This is a genomic window from Amycolatopsis sp. lyj-108, assembly GCF_046549005.1.
In the GTDB taxonomy this organism is placed as follows: Bacteria; Actinomycetota; Actinomycetes; order Mycobacteriales; family Pseudonocardiaceae; genus Amycolatopsis.
Map to the genome: position 1 here is coordinate 1 of NZ_JAJPWQ010000001.1, position 22,285 is coordinate 22,285.

A 22,285-nucleotide genomic window follows, 5' to 3' on the forward strand; every position below is an offset into this window, starting at 1 on the left:
CTGGTCACCGCGCGCGAACCCCTCGCGACCCAGCTGGACCGGTTCGTCGACCTGCTCGAAGGCAAGATCGACGCCGACACCGAGCGGGACCTGATCCTGCCTTCGCACGCCGTTGTCGACCAGGTGCTGACGCAGGCCGCCGCCTGATTTTTCCTCGCAATTCGGCACCTGGTTGCGATTCTTGCGCATGCAAGGATCGCAACCAGGTGCCGAATTGCGTTATTTGGTGAGGCGCTGGCCCTTCGCGTCGTAGGCGACGAGCGGGGTCAGCACTCCCGCCGACTCCACCTGAGCGCCGTCGAACCAGAAGAGGACGATCGACGGGTCCTCGCTCCAGGGGATCGCCTTGGCCTCGACCGGTTTCCCGCGGACGGTGCTGGTGATCCGCGCCGCCGGACCGGCGAAGTAGCCGAACACGGGTACGAAGGTCCCCTGGATCACGTCGCCGCCGTCCACCGCGTGGAAGCCGAACGAGCGATCGGATCCCTTGAACTCGTTGCTGGCCAGGAGCGCGTCGTACTCGCCCGTCTGGTTCCGGTACGCGACCTGGAGACCGAACCTGACGTCCGGCATCCGCGGCTCGTCGATCGCGAAGGCGTAGAGCACCAGCTCACGGCCGCCTTCTCCCTTGACCCCGAGCGGGATCGTCTCGCCGAAAGGCTGCTCTGACGGGGCCTCGGTGATCGTCGGGCTCGCCGGGGCCGGGGCCGGCACCGACGGCGGCGGCGCGGGCGCGCTCGCGGCGGGCGGAAGCGGCTGCTGGTCGGACGAGGAGCCCTTGAGCGCGACCGCGCCGACGATGACCAGCACCGTCACCAGTGTGGCGGCGACCCCGCCCGCGCCGGTCGCGAGACGGCGGCGACGGCGGATCCGCCTGCCCTTGGTCATGATCGCGCCGAGGTCGGGTTCGGCGAACTCCTCGGCGGGCGGTTCCCGCAGAGCCGAGCGCAGCGTCTCGAGGTCGGTCATCGTCCCAGCCCCCCGATCAGTTCCGTTCCGTCCTCCGCGGTGATCCGCAGCTTGGTCAGGGCGCGGGAATTGGTGCTCTTCACGGTGCCGACCGAGACACCCAGTTCGCCGGCCACATCGGATTCCTTCAAGTCGAAGAAGTGCCTGAGCACCACGACGGCTCTCTCCCGGTCTGTGAGCGTACGCAACGCGTCAAGCAGCCATTTCCGCTGGACAACGGCACCGGCGACGTCCAGGCCGCTCGGCTGCTCGGGGATGTCCTCCGTGGCGTTCTCGCGGATCGGGCGCCGCCAGCCGTCGATGATGTGATTGACGAGGACCTGCCGCGCGTAGGCGTACGCGTCCTTGCGGCGTACGCGCGACCAGGCCGCATACGTCTTCGCGAGCGCCGTCTGGGCGGCGTCCTCGGCCTGATGGCGGTCGCTGGTGAGCAGAAAGGCCGCATGCTGAAGACGGGTCGCGGAGTTCCGCACGAACTCGACGAATTCGTCATCGCCGCGAGCCACCCTGGTCCTCATCTCCGTTCGACGGTTGACCACCCGAAAGGTTGCCTCAACCGCTCTCGTTCCGTGAAGGCTCAGTCCTTCCGACGAGTGAACCGGAGCGCCACGACGAGACCGGCGAGCACCACGGCGACCGCGAGGACGATCCACACCCAGGTCGGCACCAGGCCTTCCGGAGTGGTCTCGTCGGCCTGCGGCGCGGGAGTGGCACTGCTCGCGGGGGCTTGGGCTTGGCTGCTCGACGGGGCCTGGCTGCTGCTCGGGGCGGCTACCGGTGCGCTGAGGTTGAACTTCACCGAGCCGCTCGCGGTGTGCGAGTCGTCGAAGGTCACCTTGTAGCGGAGGGTGTACTCGCCCGCAGGCCCGACGGCCTGGACCGGCGCGGTGACGACCGTGCCGGCGACCTCCGCCCGGCCGACCGTCCACGACGCGTTCTCCGGTCCGGTGATCTGGATCGGGTTGTCGGCGAGGGTGACCGGGCCCGAGAAGGTCAGCTTGACCTGCGTCGGCGGCGTCGCCAGCGAAGCGCCCCTCGCCGGGTCACTGCTCTTCAGCTCCGAATGGGCCATCGCCGGGGTCGCGGCGCCCAGCAGGGCCAACCCGGCGACCAGCAACGACGCGCCGAACCGCTTGAACCTCATCTGACACCCTTCTCACCGGGGGAACTCCCCGTCGAGCCTAGTAGTCGGCTCTGGCAGGGCGTTGGTTCCAGCTACGAGCTCTTATGTCGTGAAGGGCCCCTTTGAGACCTTCATCGTCTCAAAGGGGCCCTTCACGACATACCCGCCTTACCACTCACAAGGGCGGTCAGGGGCGCTGCGCGTGGCGAGTGGTCAGTGCGTCGAGGTCGAGAGTGAGCGGGGTGCCGTCGAAATCGAGGCTCACCTTGCCGGTGTGCTCGCCGAAGTTCTCGTACTCGCCGTCGATCAGGCGGTAGGTGGTCATGCTCGCCGGTTCTTCGAGGTCGACGATCCAGTAGTGCTCGATGCCGACTTCGGCGTATTCGGAGAACTTGGTGACCCGGTCGGTGCGGACGGTGCCCTCGGACAGCACTTCGATGACGAGCCGCACATCCTCCTCGGCGGAGACTCTCGCCGGGTTCTCGTCGGCCACAAGGGCGGAGGTGACCAGTACATCGGGAACCCAGCATTCCTTGGACGACTTCTACGCGGTGTTCCGGGTCTTCCGGCAACGCGGCCCAGTCGTCGAGCGTCAGGAGGCGGTGAGACCAGTGCACGACACTCATCGAACTCCTCCTTCGCCGATGATCACCAGACCGTCTTCCCACGGTTTCCCGAGAAAATATCAGCACGGACGGTGACAGACCATTACGGTGAGGAGTTGCGGAGAAGCAAGGTGTACACCATCGTGATCCCCCGATTTCCGCAGGTCGTCTACATTTCGAGAATGAAAAGAACCTGGGGGCTCTTGACCGTCGGCGTGCTCTTATTGGTCACCGCCTGTAGCGGCGAGCCCGCGCAGTCGGCTCCGCCACCGCCGTCGACGACGGTGCCGGCAGTGTCGACGACGACGAGCAAGGTCACGAGCACCACGCCGACAACACCTCCGCCGCCCGCCTCACCGGCCAAGGTCACGGCGGCTTGCCCGTTCCTCCCGCTCGTCGAAGTCCAGCAGATCATGGGTACCGCGGAGTTCGGCCAGAAGGGCGGCCAGCAGGAGGCCGCGGTGAAGAAGGAAGACGGCATCACCAAGTACGCGTGCCAATACAACGGCGTGGTCGGCCTGTACCTGCACGTCCTTCCGGAAAAGGGATGGTCGGTGCCGTCCATGTCGGCGGAGGCCAAGAAGGAGTGCGTGACGCCGCCGACGATGTTGCCGGGTATCGGCGAAACGGCTTGGTACTGCGAAAACAAGGACGACTTCGAGTCGTTGCTCGTCTACAAACGTGGGCACGGCCAGATCAGGATCGCGTTGTTCTCCACGATCGGCAAAACCCGGCCCGACGTCTACCCGACGATCGCCGAACGACTGGGGGAGCGTCTCTGACCGGATGGAAAGAATCGCCTGGTCGCGACCACCCCGCATCGGCTACGTTCCCGACGTGCACAGATCGAGGGGAATCCTCACCACCGTATGCCTGCTGCTCGCCGTCACGGCTTGCTCGAGCGGCACCGCGACCGAGCCCGCGCCGATGTCGTCGACCCCGTCGCCGAGCAAACCGGCCAGTCGCACGACACCCAGCCCGACCACGCCGCCACCGGCGCCCATCGCCAAGATCACCGCGGCCTGCCCTGTACTGGGCGCGACCGAAATCCTTCAAGTGATCGGGAAATCAGACGATCTGGTCGCCAATGAAGGCGAGTCCGAACGGGTCGGCGCGGGCAAGGCCTACCGGTGCGCCTACGAAGACCCGAAAGGAAAGTACGGGAAATCGGCGGAACTCTTCGTCGCGGCCATCCCCGGAAACCAGCCGCCTCGCGCGACGATCGACAAGCTCGCGAAGGAATGCAAACAACCGGTCACCCAGCTACCCGGTATCGGCGAGCAGGCCCTGTGGTGCGAGATTCCCACCGACGGCCCGGACCTCAGCATCCTGGTGAGCGTCGGGAAACGCAGCCATGGCGAGACACGGGTGGCGACGCTGTACATGTACCCGACCAGGCCCGACGTCTACGCCACGCTGGCGAAACTGTTCGCCGACAGGCTGTGACCAGGGCACCTACTCCGTGAAGTCGCCTGCCGGGGCGCCCCAGGACCCCGTCGCGTCGCCGCGTTCCTCGGCCAGCGCGCGCCGCCGCGCGTTCTCGCCGCGCACACGCTCCACTTCGGACTGGATGTACTCGTCGTCGTACTTCTGGAACACGCGCGCCGGGTTTCCGGCGACCAGGGTGCGCGGCGGGACGTCCTTGGCGACCACGGAATTCGGCTGCACGGTGGCGAAATCGCCGATCGTGACGCCTGCCATGATCACCACGAGGCCGCCGATGAAGCAGCCTTTGCCGATTTTCACCGGTTTGCGTTCGATGAGGTCGCTGCCGGAGTGGTTCTGCAACGTCATGTTCGCGAGCCAGCTGGAATGCGTGAAGATCAGCGTGTTCAGGCCGATGCTGGTGTGTTCGCCGATCTCCAGCCCGCCGCTCGCGTCGAGGGCGGCGCCTTCGCCGATCCAGCAGTGTTCGCCGATCTTCAGGTTCTCCGGGCTGATGATCTTGACCCGTTCGCGGACCCGGGTCGACTCCGGCAGACCGTAGAAACGAGCGCGCTCGGCGTCGTTCATGTACTGCGAGACGAGTTCGGTCAGGATCTGCGGGCGCAGCCGGTTGCTGCGCTCGTCATCGAAGAACATCGGCCTCGGTCACCAGTTTCTCGAAGGTACGCAGGTGTTCTTCGGCGACGACGTCGAGGCCGAAGTTGGCCCGCACCATCGCGCTTTCCCGCTGTGCCACCAAAGCCCGCTTCTGCGGATCGTCGAGCAGTTCGATGACGGTTTCCGCCACCGCCTCGCTGTCGTCCGGCCGCACCAGCAGGATGTTCTCGCCGTTGCGCAGTTCGATGCCGGGGTAGTTGTCCTCGGTGACCGACGCGATGGTCGCGGTGCCCGAGAGCATCGCCTCCAGCGACGCGGTGCCGCAGCCGCCGTTGAGGTCGTGCGTGACGATGTCGGCGGCGGCGAAGTACGCGGGGACGTCGGCCTTCGGCACGGCGCCGGTGACGATGATGGCGTCCGCGACGCCGAGTTCTTCCGCCCGCTTCAGGAAAACGTCGTGGTAGACGCGTCCGACGACGACGACCTTCACGCCGGGGTGCTTGTCCAAAATGGACGGAAGCGCCTCGACGAGCGGGAGCCGGTTGCGCAGCGGGATCACGTGCCCGAGCGAGACGATCACCGGACCGTCGCCCAGGTCGTGCTCCGCGCGCACATCGAGAGTCAACGGCTTCTCGAAGTTCCCGGTGTCGACGGCGATCGGGAAGTAGTCCGAGTTCGCGTCGCTGGTGCCGTAGCGCTCGACGCAGTAGTCGACCCCGAGCTTGTCGAGGATGACGTAGCGCGGCTTGAGATAGCGCAGGATCGGGTTCACCAGCACGGTGTCCAGGAACCGGAACACGCCGCCGTACAGCTTGTTGTCGCTGATCAGCAGGGTGTGGATGGTCAGCAGCATCGGCAGCTTGTGCCGCCGCGCGTACCGCCCGGCCAGCCACGACAGGTCGAAGAACTGCCCGTGCAAGTGGATCGCGTCGGGCTTGAACTCGTCCAGCAGCTTCCGCAGCCGCCGCCAGTTCCCCGGCCGCAGCGAGGCGAAGCTCATGTCGAAGTCGATCGACAGGCCCAGCTGCGGCATCTTCACCGCGGGCAGGCGGACGACGCGGTAGCCGTCCTTCGTCTCGTCGGCCGGGGCGTCGGCGTAGGCCGCGGTGATCGCGAGCACCTCGTGCCCGCGCGCCGCGTACTGCTCGGCCAGGGACGCCGCCATGTGCGCGCTTCCGCCCACCCTCGGCGGGAAGAAGTTGTTGACGACAGCGATACGAAGAGGACGGCTCTCCCCCGGCGCCATCACCATGCCGTCTCCGCGAAGAAGAGCACGTCGACGGAACTCACTCCGAGGCCTTCACCAGTTCGTACATGCCCTCTTCCACGGAGATCTTCGGCTCCCAGCCGAGGACCTCGCGGGCACGCGTGATGTCGGCGGCACGCCGCGAAACCAGCACGTCGCGCTCGTTGAACAGCGGCTCGACGTTGACGCCGACGGCGTCGATGAGGATCTTCGCCAGCGTCGCGATGGAGGTGTCGATGCCGGTGCCGATGTTGATCGGCACGTTCGCCTGCTCGGACTCGAGCGCCGCGACGACGGCGCGGGCCAGGTCCGTCACGTGCACGAAGTCCATCGACTGGTCGCCGCGGCCGTCGATGATCGGCGGCTGGCCGGCGCGCAGGCGCTGGATGAAGTGGTTGATCACCGACGTGTAGTAGGCCTCGATCTTCTGGCCGGGGCCGTACACGTTGAAGAACCGCAGCGCGTTCCAGGAAAGGCCCTTGGTGCGCTCGTAGAAGCCGAGCATGTCCTCGCCCGCGCGCTTCGAGATGCAGTAGGGCGTGAGCGGCTTGAGCTCGTCGTCCTCGTGCATCGGCAGCCGCTTCGGGTCGCCGTAGACGGACGCGGTCGAGGCGAACACGACCCGCTCGACACCCTCGTCCGCCGCGGCGGCGAAGACGTTGTGGTTGCCGACCATGTTGATGTCGATGGACTCGTGCGGATCCGCGACCGACTTGTTGATCGACACGGTGGCGAAGTGGATCACGTGCGTGCAGCCGCGCATGGCCTCGCGCACGGCACCGCCGTAGCGCACGTCCTTCTCGACCAGTTCGACCTTGCCGGTGGCGACGAACTCGTTGATCCGGGCGCGGTCGCCTCGGGTCATGTTGTCGAAGACGCGGACGGTGTAGCCGCCGTCGATCAGCATCGGGATGACGTGTGCGGCGATGAAACCGCCGCCCCCGGTGAAGAGGACCTTCTTGTCGGGCATTTCTCTCCTAGCTCGGCAGTGCGGCGCTGACGGTCCCGATGACTCGGTCGACCTGGTCATCGGTGAGGTTGGCGTGCATCGGGATGGCGAGATGACGGGCGAAGAGGTCCGCCGAAACCGGCAAGGTCTGCTTCTTGCCGTAGATGGGCTGGAGGTGCGAGGCGTAGGTGCCGAAGTTGCACTGCACACCCTGCTCGCGGATCCGCAGCGCGAGCGCGTCGCGGTCGATCTCCGGCGCCACGGTGAGGATGTAGGCCTGCCACGGGTGCTCGCGGTCCGGCAGTTCCACCGGGACGTCGAGACCGGGCAGGTTCTCGAACGCCTCGTGGTAGCGCTTGGCCACCGAACGGCGGGCCGAGAGCAGATCCGGGAGGCGGTCCAGCTGGACGTTCATGATCGCGGCCTGCACATCCGAGAGCCGGAAGTTGTAGCCCAGCTCGTGGAACTCCGGGATCGGCAGCGCGCCGGAACCCTCCCGGGTGATGGCGGGCTCGATGCCGTAGGTGTGCAGCTTGCGCGCGTGTGCGATGAGGTCTTCGCGGTCCGAGACCAGCGCGCCGCCCTCGCCCGCGGTGATGCCCTTGCGGCCGTGGAAGGAGAACGCGGCCAGGTCGGCGAGGCTGCCCGCCGGACGGGTCTTGTAGGTCGCGCCCGCGGCGCAGGCGGCGTCCTCGAAGAGCCACAGGCCGTGCTTGTCGGCGATCGCGCGGTATTCGTCGAAGTCACCGGGCTGACCGGCGACGTCGACGGCGAGGATGCCGACCGTGCGCGGGGTGATCAGCGCTTCGATCGACGCCGGGTCGGCGCTCCACACGTCGGGGCGGATGTCCGCGAACACCGGCGTCGCGCCCGCCTGGAGCACGGCGTGGCCGGTGGCGGGGAAGGTGTAGTCGCCGACGATGACCTCGTCGCCCGGCTTCACGCCGAGCACACGCAGCCCGAGGAAAAGTGCCGAGCCACAGTTGCTGGTGGTCAGGGCGTGCGCGGTGCCGACGGTCTTCGCGAAGCGTTCTTCGAAGCGGCGGCAAGCGGGGCCGGCACCGGCCAGCCAGCCGGACCGGAAGACCTCCGCCACGGCGGCGAGTTCTTCGTCGCCGACGGTCGGCTGACCGAGGACCACGGGTTCGTGCTCAGACATACCTCTCCCATTGCGTGGGGACCCGGCGAAGTGTATAGACGCCGATCGGCGTAGTTCGGGCGGGCTGGATCCGCCCAGGTCAACGACGCCCTACTCTTTAGCCCATGCGATTCCGCGTTCTGGGGGCGACGGAGGTGCGCCGCGAGGACGGCACCGCCGTGCCGGTCGGCGGGCCCAGGGTCCGGACGTTGTTCGCGTTGCTCGCGCTGGAGGCGGGGCGGGTGGTCCCGGCGGAGCGGCTCATCGACGGTCTCTACGGCGAGCAGCCACCCGAAGGCGTGGCGAACGCGCTGCAATCGCAGGTCTCGCGGCTGCGCGGCGCGCTGAAGGAGCTCGCGCCCGTCGAGTTCAGTCCGGCGGGTTACCGGCTGGCCGTGGATCCCGACGACGTCGACGTGCACCGGTTCGAGCGCCTCGCCACCGAAGGCCGCCGCACTCTCGGGGCGGGAGACGCCACGAAGGCGGCCGAACTGCTTCGCGACGCTCTCCGTCTCTGGCGCGGCCCGGCGTTCGCGGACATCACCGACGCGCCGTTCCGCGATCCGCAGGTCACCAGGCTGAACGAGCTGAAAACGTCGGCGATCGAAGACCGCGTCGAAGCCGACCTCAAGCTGGGAAGGCACGAAGACGTCCTCGCCGATCTTCGCGAGGTCATCGACGCTCAACCGCTGCGGGAACGGCCACGCGCGCTGCTGATCCGCGCGCTGCACGCCGCGGGACGGCAGGCCGACGCGCTCACCGCGTTCGAGGCCGCCCGCCGTCTCCTCGCCGACGAACTCGGCGCCGATCCCGGGCCGGATCTCGCCGCCGCGCATCTGGCCGTGCTGCGCGGGGAGACGCCGCCCGCGAAGACAGCGCCCATCGAGACCGCGCCGCTCCCCGCCCAGCTGACCAGCTTCATCGGCCGCGAAGGCGACCTCCGGCACGTGCTCGGCCAGCTGGACCGCTCGCGGCTGGTGACGCTGACCGGTCCCGGCGGGGCGGGCAAGACCCGGCTGGCCATCGAGACCGCGGCCGCGATGGACCTCCCGGCGGTCTTCGTCGAACTCGCGCCGTACACGGAAGACGCCGACGTCGCGCACGCCGTGCTGACCGCGCTCGGCCTCCGAACGGTCCCGCTCGGGACGGTCACCGCCCCGGTGGAGAACGCGCCGCTGGAGCGGCTGATCGACGCGCTGACCGACCGGGCGGTCCTGCTGGTGCTCGACAACTGCGAGCATCTGATCGAGGCCGCCGCGAACCTGGCCGCCCGGCTGCTCGGCGCGGCCCCCGCGCTGCGGGTGCTCGCCACCAGCCGCGAACCGCTGGGCATCACCGGCGAGGTCGTCTCCCCCGTGCCGCGGCTCGCCGTGCCGCCGCCGGGCACTCCTCCCGGCCGGTCGCTGGAGTTCGCCGCCGTCCGGTTGTTCGCCGAACGCGCGCGGGCGGGCGATCCGGGCTTCGCCGTCGACGACGCCACCGCGGGCGACGTCCAGCGGATCTGCGCCGCGCTCGACGGGCTCCCGCTGGCCATCGAACTCGCCGCCGCGCGCGTGCGGACCCTGCCGGTCGGGGAGATCGCCGCGCGGCTGGACGACCGGTTCGGGTTGCTCTCGCGGGGCAGCCGGGTCGCCGAGAGCCGTCATCGCACCCTGCGCGCCGTCGTCGAATGGAGCTGGGATCTCCTGGAAGAGGACGAACGGCTGCTGGGCAGGCGGCTGACCGTCTTCGCGGGTGGCACGCCCCTCGCCGACGCCGAGGCGGTCTGTGCCGTGCCGGACATCGCGGAGCTGCTTCCGTCCCTTGTGGACAGATCGCTGGTGGAGCGCACCGGGGACCGGTATCGGATGCTCGAAACGATCCGGGCCTTCTTCGCCGGGAAACTCGCCGAAGCGGGTGAAACCGAGCAGCTGCGGCGCGCGCACGCCGAGCACTTCCTCACCCTCGCCGAACAGGCGGATCCGCTCGTGCGAACCGGCGACCAGCTGTTCTGGCTCGACCGGCTCGACGCCGCCTACGAGGATCTCCTCGCCGCGTTGCGCTGGGCCGTCGAGTCCGACTTGAAGATCGCGCTCCGGCTCTCGGCTTCGCTGGTGATGTACTGGTGGATGCGCGGCCGCCGGTTCGAAGGCTCGACGCTGAGCTTGGAAGTGGTCAAACGGCTCGGACAGCGGGTGCCGGACGGTCTCGAAGAGGAGTACCAGCTCTGCGTGCTCACCGCCGCCGCGGGACTGCGGGGTCACGAGGCACTCGACCGGCACCTGCCGATGGTGGACGACCTCATGCTGTCCCTCGCCAAGGCTCCCCGGAACCCGGCGCTGCTGCTGTTGCTCGGCGTCGTGTCCGGCCCGCCCGGTGACGACGACGCGCTGATCAAACGCAGCCGGATGCTGCTGGCGAACAGCGATGCCTGGAGTCTCGCCCTCGCGCCGACCGGTTACGGCCTCCGCGCGCTGATGCAGGGCGAACTCGAGACGGCGGAAGAATTCCTGCTCGAAGGGGCCAGGGCGTTCCGCTCGATCGGGGAACGCTGGGGCCTCTCGATGGCCCTCGACCATCTGTCACAGATCCTGATCTGGACGAACCGGCAGGCGGAAGCCCTAGAAACGATGAACGAGGCCCTGCGGCTGATGCGCGAACTCGGCGCGTCCGACGACAACGCGGACCTGCTGTGCCGTCGCGGCGGCAGCAAGCTGCTGCACGGCGACGCGGCGGGCGCGCGGGCGGATTTCGAGCTCGCCATCGAGATCGCGCGCCGCGCGGGGATGCCGGAAAGCCGGGCGGCCGGGTACATCGGGCTGGCGTTCCTCGCCCGGCACGAGGGTGATCTGGCGGCGGCCCGCGCGCTGAGCGAACGCGCGCTCGCGGAGTGTTCCGGTGGTTCGTTCGCGGCCGAAGGGGTGCGCGCCGGCGCGAAGATCTCCCTCGGCTGGGTCCTGGCCGCGGAGGGCGACGCCGACGGCGCCGAGGAACTGCACCGGCTGGCGCTGGTGTCGGCGGACCGCTGGCACGACAGCACCACCATGGCCTGCGCCGCCGAGGGTCTCGCCGGGGTCGCGCTGGTGCGGGGCGACGCCGAGCGGGCGGCGGTCCTGATCGGCGCGGCGGTGACCATCCGGGGCACCCCGTTCGCCGTCGATCTGGACGCCGCCCTGCTCAGGACGACCGTGCGGGAGCGGCTCGGCGACGACTTCGACCGGGCCTACCGCCGCGGGCTCGGCCTGCGGGGTGCCGCTCAGCTGGCCTAGGCGCGGGTCAGCTGCGTCCCCTGCGGTGCGAAGCGGCCGACGCCTTCGGCGAGGAGACGCTGGTCGAGTTCGGTGTCCTGGACGGCGACGTACAGCGGCGCCGCGTTCACCGGGACCGCGCCGAGCCGGGTCATGCCGGGTCCGACCGGGTCGATGGTGAGCCGGGTGACGTCACGCCATGGCACGACGGTCCGCTCGATCCGGACGCCGACCGCGTCCAGTTCGAAGAGCACCCACTGCTGGTCGTGCAGCGACTTCACGTAGCCGATGGCCGCGCAACCGACGGCGATCGCGATGATCCGCAGCACCCCGGGTCCCTCCAGCGAGCCGACCAGCGCGATGAAGCCGAGGACGACCACGACCATTCCGGACAGCTTCGCGGCGCCGACCAGTCCCGCGTTCGGCTTGTGCACGCGGAACCGCACGGCGCGCATCAGGTGTTTGGTGAGCACGCCGCCACCGATCGCGGCGGCGAGCCCGAACATCGTCACCACCAGTGAAACCGGGGAGAAGTCCACGAGGACGTTGTAACCGGCGACCAGCGCGACGAAGGCGCCTACGACGGTCAGCATCAGCGCCAGTTTGCCCTTGCGCACGTCACGTTCGCGGCGATCGAGCGAGGCCTGGTCGGGTGCGGCGAGGAAGCCGCCGTCGATGTTCCTCATCGGGCGTCACGCTGCGCTTCGGCGGCCGCGCGACGCTCACGCTGACGACGGTCGAGGACGTACAGCAGCGTGCCGGCGCCGGCGCTCACCGCGGCGTAGAGGAGGTCCTGCAGGCCGTCGTCCGGGTAACCGGTGGAGAACTCGACCATCGCGAGCGCGACGAACAGGACGCTGATGACGCCCCCGGCGATGATGTACACCTTGTTGCTGAGCATGGCTTCCCTCGCATGTCGTTGCCTTGGTGAGACCACTTTCGCGCGGGGCACATGACATTCCGATGACAGACACAGTCAGACACAGTCAGACACAGTCAGGCACTGACATGCGCTGACAGCGTTCGGTGCGTGGACGGTCAGCGGTCGCGGAGACCCTCCGTCCATGACTTACTCAGCGGGATCTCCCGAAGACTTCCTCGCCGTGCGGCATCTGACGTTGCGCGGCACCCAGGCCGAGATCGGCCAGGCGCTCGGCGCCGAAGCGAAGGCGCGCTCGGACTGGTCGCCACCGCCGATCGATCCGATCGTGGCCAGGGCGCGGCGCACCTGGTTCGCGCGGAACTGGCCGCAGTACGCCGAACGGACGGCCGGGTTCGCCGAGGCCTACGGGCTCCCGGCCGACGCGGCGGTCTCCTTCGACAACGCGAGCGCCCTGCCCGCCGGGTCGGGCTGTTCGGCGCTGTGGACGGGGAGCACGCTCGGCCGGAACTACGACTTCTTCACCATGAGCTGGACCCAGCTGGGTGCGGTGATGGCGGGTGAGGAACCCGTCGACGACGGGACGGTGCCGATGGCGTCACGGCCCTACGTGCTGACGACGATCCCCGACGACGGCATCGCATCCACGGCCCTTTCGATGTCCACAATGGACGGCGCGACGGAGGGGGTCAACGAGGCGGGGCTGGTCGTCGCGCTGCTGATGGCCGAAGTCGAAACGGCCGCGCCGCTGGTGGACGATCCCGGTCCGCAGGCCGGCCTGTCGGTCTTGCAGGTGTGCCGATATCTGCTGGACACCTGCGAAACCGTCGACGAGGCCAAGGAAGCGCTGATGCTCGCCAAGCAGTACACGCACGGCGCGCCCTGCCACTACATCGTCGCCGACGCTTCCGGCCGCGGCTTCGTCCACGAGCGCGGGCAGCACGACATCGAGTACTTCGTCGAGGTCTCCGACGGACCGCTGTGCGTCACGAACCACCTGTTGCACCGTCATCCGGACCTCGACGCGCTGCCGGAGGACACACCGGACACCATGCTCACCTACCAGCGGCTTCGCACCATCACCAAGGAAGCGGACGCGGGGCCGCGCGACGCGCTCGACGCGGTGTCGTTCGCGATCGAGCCCGGCGCGCCGTGGCGGACGTTGTGGCGCAGCGTCCTCGACCCGGCGGCCCGCACCATGAGCACCCGGTTCTATCTGGGCGACGGTGACAACGGCACCGCGCGGCACTCGCCGGAACTCACCTTCGGCGTGTCGAGGTGAACGACGCGGCGACAATCGGGAAGGGCCGCAAGATCGGCACCGTCGTGGTCTGCGTGCTGGCGCAGCTGCTGATCGCGATCGACCTGACCGTGCTGCACCTGGTGCTGCCGTCGCTTTCGGAGCAGATGCATCCGTCGACCACGGAACTGCTGTGGATCGCGGACGCGTACGGTTTCGCGCTCGCCGGGCTGCTGATCACGATGGGGAACATCGGCGACCGCGTCGGCCGGAAGAAGCTGCTGCTCATCGGGGCGTCGCTGTTCGGTGTCGCCTCGGTGATCACGGCGTACGCGCCGACGACGGAACTGCTGATCGCCGCCCGCGCGCTGCTCGGGATCGCCGCCGCGACACTGATGCCGTCGACGCTGTCGATCGTGCGGAACGTGTTCACCGGCAAGGAACGCGCGGCCGTGATCGGCATTTCGAGCGGGCTGACGATCCTCGGTTTCGGCATGGGACCGCTCGTCGGCGGGGTGCTGCTCGAACATTTCTGGTGGGGTTCGGTGTTCCTGGTCAACGTGCCGGTGGTGGTGGTCATGGTGATCGCCGGCGCGCTGATCCTGCCCGAATCGAAGAATCCGGTGTCCCATCGGATCGACGTGCCCAGCGTGCTGCTCTCCCTCGTCGGCATGGTCGGGATCGTCTACACGATCAAGGAAGTCGCGTACAAGGGCTGGGGGCACTGGGACGTCGGGGTCGCCGCCGTGCTCGGCCTCGGCTGCCTGCTGGCGTTCGTCCTGCGGCAGCCGCGGCTGGCCGAACCGCTGATGGACCTGCGGCTGTTCGCGCAGCGGGCGTTCTCGGCGACCGTCGGCACCACGATCCTGGCGATGTTCGCGCAGCTCGCGGTCTCGCTGATGTTCGCGCAGTACCTGCAGCTGGTGGCGGGCTGGTCGCCGCTGAAGGCCGGGCTCGCCGGGTTGCCAGGGATGGGCGGCGCGATCGTCGGCGGGGTGCTCGCGCCACTGGCGATCAAGGCCTTCGGCCGCGCCGCCACGATCGCGCTCGGCTGTGCCCTGTCCGCGGTCGGCTTCGCGTTGTACTCGAGCATCGGCGTGACGATCGTCTACACGGATCTGCTCGCCGCGATGATCGTCTTCGGCGTGGGGCTGGCGCTGATCCTCACCGTCGCGACGGACACGGTGCTCGGCGTCGTGCCGAAGGCCAGGGCGGGCGCGGCGTCGGCGATTTCCGAGACGTCGACCGAACTCGGCGGCGCGCTGGGGATCGCCGTCCTCGGCAGTGTGCTCGGCGCGCTGTACCGGAACGAACTCGTCGTCCCGGCGGGCGTGCCGCCGGAGGCTTCGGCGGCGATCTCGGACACCCTCGGCGGCGCCGTCCAGGTCGCGGCACAGCTGCCGCCCGAGCAAGGAGCCTTGGTCCTGACCACCGCCAAACTGGCGTTCGTCGACGGGTTGCAGGTGACGATGTTGTGCTCGGCGGGGCTGATGGCGTTGCTGGCGGTGAGCGCGTTGTTCAGCCTGCGCGGGGTGCCGAAGGTCCTCGAAGACCCTGAAGAGGCTTCGGCTGCTACGCCGGTTCCGGTGGGCTGAAGGGGCCCTTCACCGCATAAGACGCGGTGAAGGGCGCTTTCCCCGCATGAGATGCGGGGAAAGCGTCCTTCAGCCCCTCGGTCCGGCGAGCGGCACGGCGCGGCGGTCACCGGACCGCACCATGGCCAGCAAGGGTTTCGCGGCCACCGCCAGGAGCCGGGCCGCGAAGGTGCGGCCGTTGCGGCGCGCGATGTCCGGGCCGAAGGCGTCCATCAGCGCGACGAGCCCGGGCAGCGGCCGCACGAACAGCGTCACTTCGGCGATGAGCCCGTCTTCGCCGAGTTTCAGCACCGCCGCCTCTTCGACGTCCTCGCCGCCGATGCGCGCGGTGTAGACGACGACCCGCGTCCTGCCGTCTCCGGTGTCGGTGTGGAACCGGACGTCGCGCAGATGCGAGTAGGCGACTTCCAGCAGCGGCCTGAGTTCCGCGTGCCCGGTGAACCGGACCCGGTCGGTCAGCGGCGAACGCACCACGGCGTCCGGCGCGAAGGCGCTCAGCCCGAGTTCGACGTCCCGGGTCTCGAGTGCCCGGCGGTACCGCTCGGTGGTTTCGGTGCTCATATGTCCTCCTGGATCAGGTTCCCCAGCCCGCGCCACAACAGATCCGTCGTGAGCGCGACGACTTGCTCCCGCGGGATGTCGCGGTTGCTCCACCACCAGGTGGCGATGGCGTTCAGCGCGCTTTTCGCCGCTTCGGCGAGTGCTTCGTTCGCGCGGTCGCGCGGCAGGTCCGCGGTCAGCGCCAGGCCGGGCACGCTCGCGAACACCTCGGTCAGCCGCCCGGTGGCCCTGGCCTGCCCGCGCCGGTGCACCTCGGCGACGCCCTCGTCGGACGGCGTCTCGGCGAAGATCATCCGCCAGCCGCGTTCGTTCGTCTCCATCCAGGCGAAGATCGCCGCCACCCGGCCGCGCAGCAACTCCTCGGCGGTGCCCGCGAGCGGCAACTCCGCCCAGCCCGCCAGCAGACTGTCCACTTCGGACTCCAGGAGGCCGGCGTACAGCGCCGCCTTGGACGGGAAATGGTCGTAGAGCACGGGCGTGCTGATCCCGGCGGCCGTCGCGACCTCGCGCATCCCGGCCAGGTCGTACCCGGACGCGGCGAACACCCGCGCCGCCGCGGCCAGGATGCGCTCCCGGCGTTCGTCCCTGCTCAACCGCTTACCTGACATCGGTCAGGTACGCTACCAGGTAACCTAACGATTGTCAGGTAATGGCCCGGGTAACCTGGTCGATCGTGCGTACTGTCGTGGTAATCGGGGGCGGGATCGTCGGGCTCGCCACCGCCTGGGAGCTGACCAAACGCGGTCTGGACGTCACGGTGCTCGAAAAGGAGGACCACTGGGCGGCCCACCAGACCGGGCACAACTCGAACGTCGTGCACGCGGGGCTCTACTACAAGCCGGGTTCCTTCAAGGCCAGGATGTCCACCGCCGGCAACCGGTCCATTGTGGACTTCGCGCGGCAGTACGGGGTGCCGGTCGAGGTATGCGGCAAACTCGTCGTCGCCACCTCCGAAGCGGAGCTCCCGGCGCTGAAGGTGCTCGCCGAACGAGCCGAGGCCAACGGTGTCCCGGCCAAGCTGATCACCCCGAGCGAGGCCCGCGAGTACGAACCCGAGGTCTCCTGCGTCGCCGCGCTGCGCGTGGAATCCACCGGCATCATCGACTTCCCCGCCGTCTGCACGGCACTCGTGCGGCTGCTCGACGAATCCGACGCCGACCTGCGTCTCGGCACGCCCGCGCTGGGGATCCGCCCTGGTCGCACCGGCGGCGTCGAGGTGGCGACCGGTGACGACGTGATCCACGCCGACGGCCTCGTCAACTGCGCGGGCCTGCACGCGGACCGCGTCGCACGGCTCGCCGGGCTCACCCCGAGTGCGCGGATCGTGCCGTTCCGCGGCGAGTACTACGAACTGAAACCCGAACGCCGCCACCTGGTGCGCGGCCTGATCTACCCGGTCCCGGACGCGTCGCTGCCGTTCCTCGGCGTGCATCTGACCCGCATGCTCGACGGCAGTGTGCACGCCGGCCCCAACGCCGTGCTCGCGCTGCGCCGCGAGGGCTACACCTGGCGCGACTTCTCCGCGAAGGACCTCGCCGAGGTCGCCCGCTTCCCCGGCGTCTGGCGGCTCGCGCGCAAGTACGCGTACCCGACCGGGCTCGACGAGGTCCGCCGCTCGTTCTCCCGCCGCCGCTTCGCCGAAAGCCTCGCGCGGCTCGTGCCCGCCGTCACCGAGGACGACATCGTGCGGCACGGCTCCGGCGTCCGCGCGCAGGCGCTGCGCCCGGACGGCGCGCTCGTCGACGACTTCCTGATCGAGACCGCGCGGAACCAGGTGCACGTCCTCAACGCGCCCTCACCGGCGGCGACCAGCGCACTGGAGATCGCGAAGCACATCGCCGACGAGGTGACGGACTAGCTTTCGCGTGGTCGGTGCCGGGGTCGTGATTGAAGGGACGACCCCCTCGCGCTAGGACGAGGGCGGCAGGTTCCCGTTCAGCATCGGAACAGCGGCCTTGATCACGTCGCACGCCTTCGCGGGATCGTCGAGGTTGCCCGCGATGATCGCCACCGTCGACGTCGGGGTGATCGCGAGACCCGCCGCGCACAGCTTGCTGCCCGACTCGGTGTAGAGCTTCCACTTACGGTCGCCCGAGTCGAAGTCCTGCGGTTCACCCTGCGTGATCAGCGTCGGGGTCTCGTCCATCGGCTTCGTCGTGTAGAACCACAGGTCGAACGCCTTCTCGCCCTTCTCGCCGTCCGTGTCGGCCCACTCGCAGCCGAACTGGTTCGGGTCGGCGCTGGACTTCATCGGCTCACCCGTGGGTCCGAGCCGCAGCTGGGCGGTCTGTTCGGGTTTGAGCATGGCGCACGGGTCGGTGGTCAGGAGCGGTCCGCCCGGCTCGGCGGGCTTCTGCCCCGGCGGCGCGGTGATCTGCGGGTCCTGCTGCCCGCCCGGCAGCTTCGACGCCACGGCCGGGGCCGCCGCCTTGGCGAGGTCGCAGGAGTTGCCCTCGGTGTGGTCGGGGCTCTCGCTGGCGATCTCCACGAAGGAGTCCGGGGTGATTTCGGTGCTCAGCGAGCAGTACGTCGGGCCGAGGATGGTGGCGTACCGCGTCCAGGTGAAACCGCCGATCCCGAACTTCTCCCCGGCCTGCGCACCGCTCATGTAGTCGTTCAAGGACAGGTCCTTGCTCAACGACACCTCGAGGTTCGACGCCTTGCGCACGTCCTCCAGTTTCCGGAAACGGCAGACCGCGGGCATATTCCGCTCGGGCTTCGCGGCGCGTTCCTCACCGGGGTACCTGACACCCAGCGCGTTCGCGTGCTCCTCCGTCAGCAGCTCGCACGGCTCGGCCTTCGTGTTCACCGGTCCCTGCCCGGGCACCGGCGAGGCCGTACCGCCGATCGTCGACGTGCAGCCGCCGACCGCCAGCACCGCCAGCCCGATCGCGAGCGAATTCCGAAACCGCATGCGTCCCCTCCTCATCGGCTCGCACACTACTTGTGCGCGGCCGCCGTTCACGAACCGGCGGGCAGCGCCGCGCTCACCGTCGGCAGCGCGGCCCGCAGCAGGTCACAGGCTTTCGTCTCGTCGTCCCAGTGGCCGCTGGAGACCTTCACGGTGGACGTTCCGCTGATCGGCAGCGCGGCCGTGCAGTACCTCGCGGTGGCTTCGAACCGGACCGTCCACTTGCGACCGCCGAGGTCGATCTCCTCGGGGGCGCCTTCGAGACCGGCGACGTCGGCGACGGCCGTCGCGAGGAAGAGCGTCACGGTGAGCGGACGCTGCCCCTTGTCACCGTCGGAGTCCTTCCACGAGCAGCCCTTGTCCTCGGGATTCGCGAGCTCGGCCGGGGCGATGGGCGTTCCCGGGGCGATGGCCAGCTTCGCGGCCTCGTCCGGCTTCAGCAGCGCACACGGATCGACCTGCAGCAACGGCCCGGAAGGTTCGGGCTTCTTCTGCCCAGGCGGCGCGACGATCTTCGGATCCGGCTCGCCACCGGGCAGCCTCGACGCGATCGCGGGGGCCGCGGCGAGCGCGAGATCGCAGGCCGTCGCTTCGGGCGCGCCCGTCTGGGTCTCGCTGCCGAGCTCGACGAACGACGACGGCCCGAGTTCGGTGCTGAGGGAGCACGCGGTCGGGCCGAGCGGGGACGCGTAGCGCGTCCAGGTGAAACCGCCGATGCCGAACTTCTCCCCCGGCCGGGCGCCGGCGTAGAAGTCGTTCAGCGGGATGTCGACGCTGTGCGTGATCGAAAGGGACACCCCGCGGGGCGAATCGTCGCGTTCGGACAGCAGGCACATCGGCGGGACCAGCTGGGCCTTGTTGCCCTTGGTCTCGACGCCGGGCAGCTTGAGGGCCAGCGCGTCGGCGTGTTCCGTGCTGAGCAACGAGCACGGCGCCGCCTTGGCCGGCACCGGCCGGTGGCCGGGCACCGGCGACGCCGTACCCGAGATCGTCTCGGCACATCCACCGAGCAGGAGGACCGCCGCGAAGAGCGCGGTGAGCGGCTTGCTGCGGCGGTTCATGCCTACTTCGATGCCGGCGTGAGCACCTCGGTTCCGCCGAGGAAGGGACGAAGCGCCTCCGGCACCCGGACCGAGCCGTCTTCGAGCTGGTGGTTCTCCAGGATCGCGACGATCCACCTGGTGGTGGCGAGCGTGCCGTTCAGCGTGGCGACGGTCTGCGGGCGGCCGTCGGCGTCGCGGTAACGGATGCCGAGACGGCGGGCCTGGAACGTCGTGCAGTTCGACGTCGAGGTCAGCTCGCGGTAGGTGTCCTGCGACGGCACCCACGCCTCGCAGTCGAACTTCCGGTACGCGGACGTGCCGAGGTCGCCGGTGGCGGTGTCGATCACCCGGTACGGGACCTCGATCTTGGCGAGCATCTGCTCTTCCCAGTCCAGCAGGCGCGCGTGCTCGGCTTCGGCGTCCTCGGGACGCGTGTAGACGAACATCTCGACCTTGTCGAACTGGTGGACGCGGATGATGCCGCGGGTGTCCTTGCCGTACGAACCGGCCTCGCGGCGGTAGCAGGACGACCAGCCCGCGTAGCGCTTCGGCCCCTTCGCCAGGTCGAGGATCTCGTCGGCGTGGTAGCCGGCGAGCGGGACCTCGGAGGTGCCGACGAGGTACAGGTCGTCGTCGCGCAGCCGGTAGACCTCCGACGAGTGCGCGCCGAGGAATCCGGTGCCCGCCATGATCTCCGGCCGCACCAGGGTCGGCGTGATCATCGGGGTGAAACCGTTCGCGGTCGCCTGCGCGATCGCCATGTTCAGCAGGCCGAGCTGGAGCTGGGCGCCGATGCCGGTGAGGAAGTAGAACCGCGAGCCCGAGACCTTCGCGCCACGCTCCATGTCGAGCGCGCCGAGACCCTCGCAGAGTTCGAGGTGGTCCTTCGGCTTGAAGTCGAACTTCTTCGGCTCGCCGACGTGCTTGAGCACGACGTAGTCGTCCTCGCCGCCTTCGGGCGCGTCGGGGTGGACCAGGTTCGGCACCAGCCTGTGCAGCTGCTCGAACTCCTCCGAAGCCTCGGTCTGTTCGACCTCGGCCGTCTTGACCTGGGCGGCGAGGTCCTTCGCCTTGGCGAGGAGCTCGGCCCGCTCGTCGCCCTGCGCCTTGGGGATGAGCTTCCCCAGCGACTTCTGCTCGGCGCGCAGCTTGTCGGCGGCGGCGATGGACGACCGGCGGCGGGAGTCGAGGGAGAGCAGCTTGTCGACCACTCCTTCGTCCTCGCCACGGGCGCGCTGCGAAGCGCGCACGACGTCCGGGTCATCGCGCAGAGTCCTGGGGTCAATCACGAGTGCTGAGAGTAGTCCGTGCGAGCCGCACAAAATGTGCGGGTCCGCGCGGATAACCCGACAGTCTGATCGTTGCCGCCCGTTTCGGCCCGTCCCCATACTGAGATCTCCCTGCTGCGGACGGAGAAACCCGATGACCGATGCGGACCTGCTGGCGCGGCACAAGGCGGTACTGCCGTCCTGGCTGGCGCTCTACTACGACGAGCCGATCGAGATCGTGCACGCGCAGGACCGCCGGGTCATCGACTCGTCCGGGCGCACCTACCTCGACTTCTTCGCGGGCATCCTGACGAACTCGATGGGCTACGACGTCTCGGCGATCAGCGACGCCGTACGCAAGCAACTCGACACCGGCATCCTGCACACGTCGACGCTGTACCTGATCCGCTCTCAGGTCGAGCTGGCCGAACGCATCGCGAAGCTCTCCGGCATCCCCGACGCGAAGGTGTTCTTCACCAACTCCGGGACCGAAGCCAACGACACCGCGCTGATGCTCGCCACCCAGTACCGGCGCAGCAACCAGGTGCTGGCGATGCGGAACTCGTACCACGGCCGGTCGTTCGCGACGGTCGGCATCACCGGCAACCGCGGCTGGTCGGCGTCGTCGCTCAGCCCGGTGAAGGTGAGCTACGTGCACGGCGGCTACCAGTACCGCAGCCCGTTCCGGGCGCTTTCGGACACGGAGTACATCGACGCGTGCGTCGCGGACCTGGTCGACGTCCTGGAGACGGGCACTTCGGGCGACGTCGCCTGCATGATCGCCGAGCCGATCCAGGGCGTCGGCGGATTCAGCTCGCCGCCGGACGGCCTGTTCAAGGCGATGAAGGAGGTCCTCGACCAGTACGGGATCCTGTTCATCTCCGACGAGGTCCAGACCGGCTGGGGACGGACCGGGGAACACTACTGGGGGATCCAGGCGCACGACGTCGTCCCCGACGCGATGACCTTCGCCAAGGGCCTCGGCAACGGGCTCGCGATCGGCGGTCTCGTGGCGCGTGGCGACCTCGTCGACTGCCTCACCGCGAACTCGATCTCGACCTTCGGCGGCAACCCGGTCGCGATGGCGGGCGCGGCCGCGGTCCTCGACCACATCGCCGACCACGACCTCCAGGCCAACGCGCTCGCCCGCGGCAACGAACTGCTCGGCGGCCTGCGCGCGGCGGGGAACCCGCTGATCGGGGACGTGCGCGGCAAGGGGCTGATGATCGGCGTCGAACTGGTCGAGCCGGGCGGCATGAAGCCGAACCCGGGGGCCGCGGCGCGGATGATGGAGGAGACCAAGGCGCGCGGACTGCTGATCGGCAAGGGCGGGCTGCACGGCAACGTGCTGCGGATCGCGCCGCCGATGACGCTCACCGCGGAGGAGGCGGCGGAGGGCCTCGGGATCATCACCGCCGCGTTGGCCGCCATCTCCTGACAAGTGAGATGAAGGGGCCTTTCATCTCACGCGCCCGATGCTAGGAAAG

22 protein-coding genes and 1 pseudogene are annotated in these 22,285 nt (G+C 69.1%); 8 read left to right on the forward strand and 15 right to left on the reverse strand.

The annotated features are described in order from the left end of the window. Nucleotides 1–147: pseudogene (locus ACLJO0_RS00005) on the forward strand (gfo/Idh/MocA family oxidoreductase); the annotation flags it as partial. Between the two features lie 72 nt (nt 148–219). Here ACLJO0_RS00005 and ACLJO0_RS00010 read toward each other — a convergent pair. From ACLJO0_RS00010 to ACLJO0_RS00025, 4 genes are all read right to left on the reverse strand, one after another. Continuing rightward, nucleotides 220–969 carry a hypothetical protein gene (locus ACLJO0_RS00010; RefSeq protein WP_410576027.1) on the reverse strand — a complete coding sequence of 250 codons (750 nt, stop codon included), beginning with the start codon at nt 967–969 and terminating at the stop codon, nt 220–222. After that, the gene (locus ACLJO0_RS00015; RefSeq protein WP_125780546.1) at nt 966–1,475 is read right to left on the reverse strand and encodes a SigE family RNA polymerase sigma factor; all 510 of its coding nucleotides are present in this window, start codon (nt 1,473–1,475) and stop codon (nt 966–968) included. Before ACLJO0_RS00015 ends, ACLJO0_RS00010 begins: the two co-directional genes overlap by 4 nt. A gap of 71 nt (nt 1,476–1,546) precedes the next feature. Further along, on the reverse strand, nt 1,547–2,113 hold the full coding sequence (locus ACLJO0_RS00020; protein WP_410576028.1) for a copper resistance protein CopC: 567 nt from the start codon (nt 2,111–2,113) through the stop codon (nt 1,547–1,549). A gap of 166 nt (nt 2,114–2,279) precedes the next feature. Continuing rightward, a complete protein-coding gene (locus tag ACLJO0_RS00025; RefSeq protein WP_410576029.1) occupies nt 2,280–2,585 on the reverse strand; it encodes a Uma2 family endonuclease in 306 nt (101 codons plus the stop codon). 294 nt (nt 2,586–2,879) lie between these two features. Here ACLJO0_RS00025 and ACLJO0_RS00030 point away from each other — a divergent pair, with 294 nt between their 5' ends. Together ACLJO0_RS00030 and ACLJO0_RS00035 are read left to right on the forward strand one after the other, a co-directional pair. Then, nucleotides 2,880–3,479 (forward strand): hypothetical protein, encoded by a 600-nt coding sequence (locus ACLJO0_RS00030; protein WP_410576030.1) that lies wholly within the window; start codon nt 2,880–2,882, stop codon nt 3,477–3,479. A 55-nt stretch (nt 3,480–3,534) separates the two neighbouring features. Continuing rightward, nucleotides 3,535–4,143, forward strand: a complete 609-nt coding sequence (locus ACLJO0_RS00035; RefSeq protein ID WP_410576031.1) for a hypothetical protein — start codon at nt 3,535–3,537, stop codon at nt 4,141–4,143. Between the two features lie 9 nt (nt 4,144–4,152). On the opposite strand, the gene ACLJO0_RS00040 is transcribed toward ACLJO0_RS00035, so the two are convergent. The 4 genes from ACLJO0_RS00040 to ACLJO0_RS00055 are packed head-to-tail and all read right to left on the reverse strand — an operon-like array spanning nt 4,153 to nt 8,094. After that, a complete protein-coding gene (locus tag ACLJO0_RS00040) occupies nt 4,153–4,779 on the reverse strand; it encodes an acyltransferase (protein WP_125790513.1) in 627 nt (208 codons plus the stop codon). Next, nucleotides 4,766–5,992, reverse strand: a complete 1,227-nt coding sequence (locus tag ACLJO0_RS00045) for a glycosyltransferase family 4 protein (protein ID WP_410576032.1) — start codon at nt 5,990–5,992, stop codon at nt 4,766–4,768. The genes ACLJO0_RS00040 and ACLJO0_RS00045 overlap by 14 nt, the downstream gene beginning before the upstream one ends. A 34-nt stretch (nt 5,993–6,026) precedes the next feature. Beyond that, nucleotides 6,027–6,956, reverse strand: a complete 930-nt coding sequence (locus ACLJO0_RS00050) for an NAD-dependent epimerase/dehydratase family protein (protein ID WP_125790515.1) — start codon at nt 6,954–6,956, stop codon at nt 6,027–6,029. Nucleotides 6,957–6,963: 7 nt separating this feature from the next. Further along, entirely contained in the window at nt 6,964–8,094 is a 1,131-nt protein-coding gene (locus ACLJO0_RS00055; RefSeq protein WP_400840436.1) for a DegT/DnrJ/EryC1/StrS family aminotransferase, read from the reverse strand. A 104-nt stretch (nt 8,095–8,198) separates the two neighbouring features. Between ACLJO0_RS00055 and ACLJO0_RS00060 the strand changes: the two genes are divergently transcribed. Beyond that, a complete protein-coding gene (locus tag ACLJO0_RS00060; protein WP_410576033.1) occupies nt 8,199–11,321 on the forward strand; it encodes a BTAD domain-containing putative transcriptional regulator in 3,123 nt (1,040 codons plus the stop codon). On the opposite strand, the gene ACLJO0_RS00065 is transcribed toward ACLJO0_RS00060, so the two are convergent. Next, nucleotides 11,318–11,986, reverse strand: a complete 669-nt coding sequence (locus ACLJO0_RS00065; RefSeq protein WP_410576034.1) for a hypothetical protein — start codon at nt 11,984–11,986, stop codon at nt 11,318–11,320. The genes ACLJO0_RS00060 and ACLJO0_RS00065 overlap by 4 nt on opposite strands. Beyond that, on the reverse strand, nt 11,983–12,201 hold the full coding sequence (locus ACLJO0_RS00070) for a hypothetical protein (protein ID WP_410576035.1): 219 nt from the start codon (nt 12,199–12,201) through the stop codon (nt 11,983–11,985). The genes ACLJO0_RS00065 and ACLJO0_RS00070 overlap by 4 nt, the downstream gene beginning before the upstream one ends. Nucleotides 12,202–12,364: 163 nt before the next feature. Here ACLJO0_RS00070 and ACLJO0_RS00075 point away from each other — a divergent pair, with 163 nt between their 5' ends. Together ACLJO0_RS00075 and ACLJO0_RS00080 are read left to right on the forward strand one after the other, a co-directional pair. After that, nucleotides 12,365–13,462 carry a C45 family autoproteolytic acyltransferase/hydolase gene (locus ACLJO0_RS00075; protein WP_410576036.1) on the forward strand — a complete coding sequence of 366 codons (1,098 nt, stop codon included), beginning with the start codon at nt 12,365–12,367 and terminating at the stop codon, nt 13,460–13,462. Next, nucleotides 13,459–15,015 carry an MFS transporter gene (locus tag ACLJO0_RS00080; protein ID WP_410576037.1) on the forward strand — a complete coding sequence of 519 codons (1,557 nt, stop codon included), beginning with the start codon at nt 13,459–13,461 and terminating at the stop codon, nt 15,013–15,015. Before ACLJO0_RS00075 ends, ACLJO0_RS00080 begins: the two co-directional genes overlap by 4 nt. Nucleotides 15,016–15,084: 69 nt before the next feature. Here ACLJO0_RS00080 and ACLJO0_RS00085 read toward each other — a convergent pair whose 3' ends face one another. Continuing rightward, nucleotides 15,085–15,576 (reverse strand): nuclear transport factor 2 family protein, encoded by a 492-nt coding sequence (locus ACLJO0_RS00085; RefSeq protein WP_410576038.1) that lies wholly within the window; start codon nt 15,574–15,576, stop codon nt 15,085–15,087. Continuing rightward, entirely contained in the window at nt 15,573–16,169 is a 597-nt protein-coding gene (locus ACLJO0_RS00090) for a TetR/AcrR family transcriptional regulator (protein WP_410576039.1), read from the reverse strand. The genes ACLJO0_RS00085 and ACLJO0_RS00090 overlap by 4 nt, the downstream gene beginning before the upstream one ends. 80 nt (nt 16,170–16,249) lie before the next feature. Here ACLJO0_RS00090 and lhgO point away from each other — a divergent pair, with 80 nt between their 5' ends. Beyond that, entirely contained in the window at nt 16,250–17,434 is a 1,185-nt protein-coding gene (lhgO, locus tag ACLJO0_RS00095) for an L-2-hydroxyglutarate oxidase (RefSeq protein ID WP_410576040.1), read from the forward strand. Between the two features lie 51 nt (nt 17,435–17,485). On the opposite strand, the gene ACLJO0_RS00100 is transcribed toward lhgO, so the two are convergent. From ACLJO0_RS00100 to serS, 3 genes are read right to left on the reverse strand one after another with little or no spacing between them, the layout of a single operon-like run. Then, on the reverse strand, nt 17,486–18,490 hold the full coding sequence (locus ACLJO0_RS00100; protein WP_410576041.1) for a DUF3558 family protein: 1,005 nt from the start codon (nt 18,488–18,490) through the stop codon (nt 17,486–17,488). A 47-nt stretch (nt 18,491–18,537) separates the two neighbouring features. Next, complete coding sequence (locus ACLJO0_RS00105) at nt 18,538–19,548, reverse strand: DUF3558 family protein (protein WP_410576042.1); 1,011 nt, start codon at nt 19,546–19,548, stop codon at nt 18,538–18,540. A 2-nt stretch (nt 19,549–19,550) separates the two neighbouring features. Beyond that, nucleotides 19,551–20,819, reverse strand: a complete 1,269-nt coding sequence (gene serS / locus ACLJO0_RS00110; RefSeq protein WP_410576043.1) for a serine--tRNA ligase — start codon at nt 20,817–20,819, stop codon at nt 19,551–19,553. Nucleotides 20,820–20,952: 133 nt separating this feature from the next. Between serS and ACLJO0_RS00115 the strand changes: the two genes are divergently transcribed. Then, on the forward strand, nt 20,953–22,236 hold the full coding sequence (locus ACLJO0_RS00115) for an aspartate aminotransferase family protein (protein WP_410576044.1): 1,284 nt from the start codon (nt 20,953–20,955) through the stop codon (nt 22,234–22,236). The last annotated feature ends 49 nt before the right edge of the window (nt 22,237–22,285 follow it).

Bases quoted from the DNA above. Each gene is read 5' to 3' on its own strand.
- ACLJO0_RS00085 (WP_410576038.1), bottom strand. From the start codon at position 15,576: ATGAGCACCGAAACCACCGAGCGGTACCGCCGGGCACTCGAGACCCGG.
- ACLJO0_RS00115 (WP_410576044.1), top strand. From the start codon at position 20,953: ATGACCGATGCGGACCTGCTGGCGCGGCACAAGGCGGTACTGCCGTCC.
- ACLJO0_RS00030 (WP_410576030.1), top strand. From the start codon at position 2,880: ATGAAAAGAACCTGGGGGCTCTTGACCGTCGGCGTGCTCTTATTGGTC.
- ACLJO0_RS00045 (WP_410576032.1), bottom strand. From the start codon at position 5,992: ATGGTGATGGCGCCGGGGGAGAGCCGTCCTCTTCGTATCGCTGTCGTC.
- ACLJO0_RS00070 (WP_410576035.1), bottom strand. From the start codon at position 12,201: ATGCTCAGCAACAAGGTGTACATCATCGCCGGGGGCGTCATCAGCGTC.
- ACLJO0_RS00050 (WP_125790515.1), bottom strand. From the start codon at position 6,956: ATGCCCGACAAGAAGGTCCTCTTCACCGGGGGCGGCGGTTTCATCGCC.
- ACLJO0_RS00040 (WP_125790513.1), bottom strand. From the start codon at position 4,779: ATGTTCTTCGATGACGAGCGCAGCAACCGGCTGCGCCCGCAGATCCTG.
- ACLJO0_RS00105 (WP_410576042.1), bottom strand. From the start codon at position 19,548: ATGAACCGCCGCAGCAAGCCGCTCACCGCGCTCTTCGCGGCGGTCCTC.
- ACLJO0_RS00060 (WP_410576033.1), top strand. From the start codon at position 8,199: ATGCGATTCCGCGTTCTGGGGGCGACGGAGGTGCGCCGCGAGGACGGC.
- ACLJO0_RS00020 (WP_410576028.1), bottom strand. From the start codon at position 2,113: ATGAGGTTCAAGCGGTTCGGCGCGTCGTTGCTGGTCGCCGGGTTGGCC.
- ACLJO0_RS00010 (WP_410576027.1), bottom strand. From the start codon at position 969: ATGACCGACCTCGAGACGCTGCGCTCGGCTCTGCGGGAACCGCCCGCC.
- ACLJO0_RS00055 (WP_400840436.1), bottom strand. From the start codon at position 8,094: ATGTCTGAGCACGAACCCGTGGTCCTCGGTCAGCCGACCGTCGGCGAC.
- ACLJO0_RS00075 (WP_410576036.1), top strand. From the start codon at position 12,365: ATGACTTACTCAGCGGGATCTCCCGAAGACTTCCTCGCCGTGCGGCAT.
- ACLJO0_RS00065 (WP_410576034.1), bottom strand. From the start codon at position 11,986: ATGAGGAACATCGACGGCGGCTTCCTCGCCGCACCCGACCAGGCCTCG.
- ACLJO0_RS00100 (WP_410576041.1), bottom strand. From the start codon at position 18,490: ATGCGGTTTCGGAATTCGCTCGCGATCGGGCTGGCGGTGCTGGCGGTC.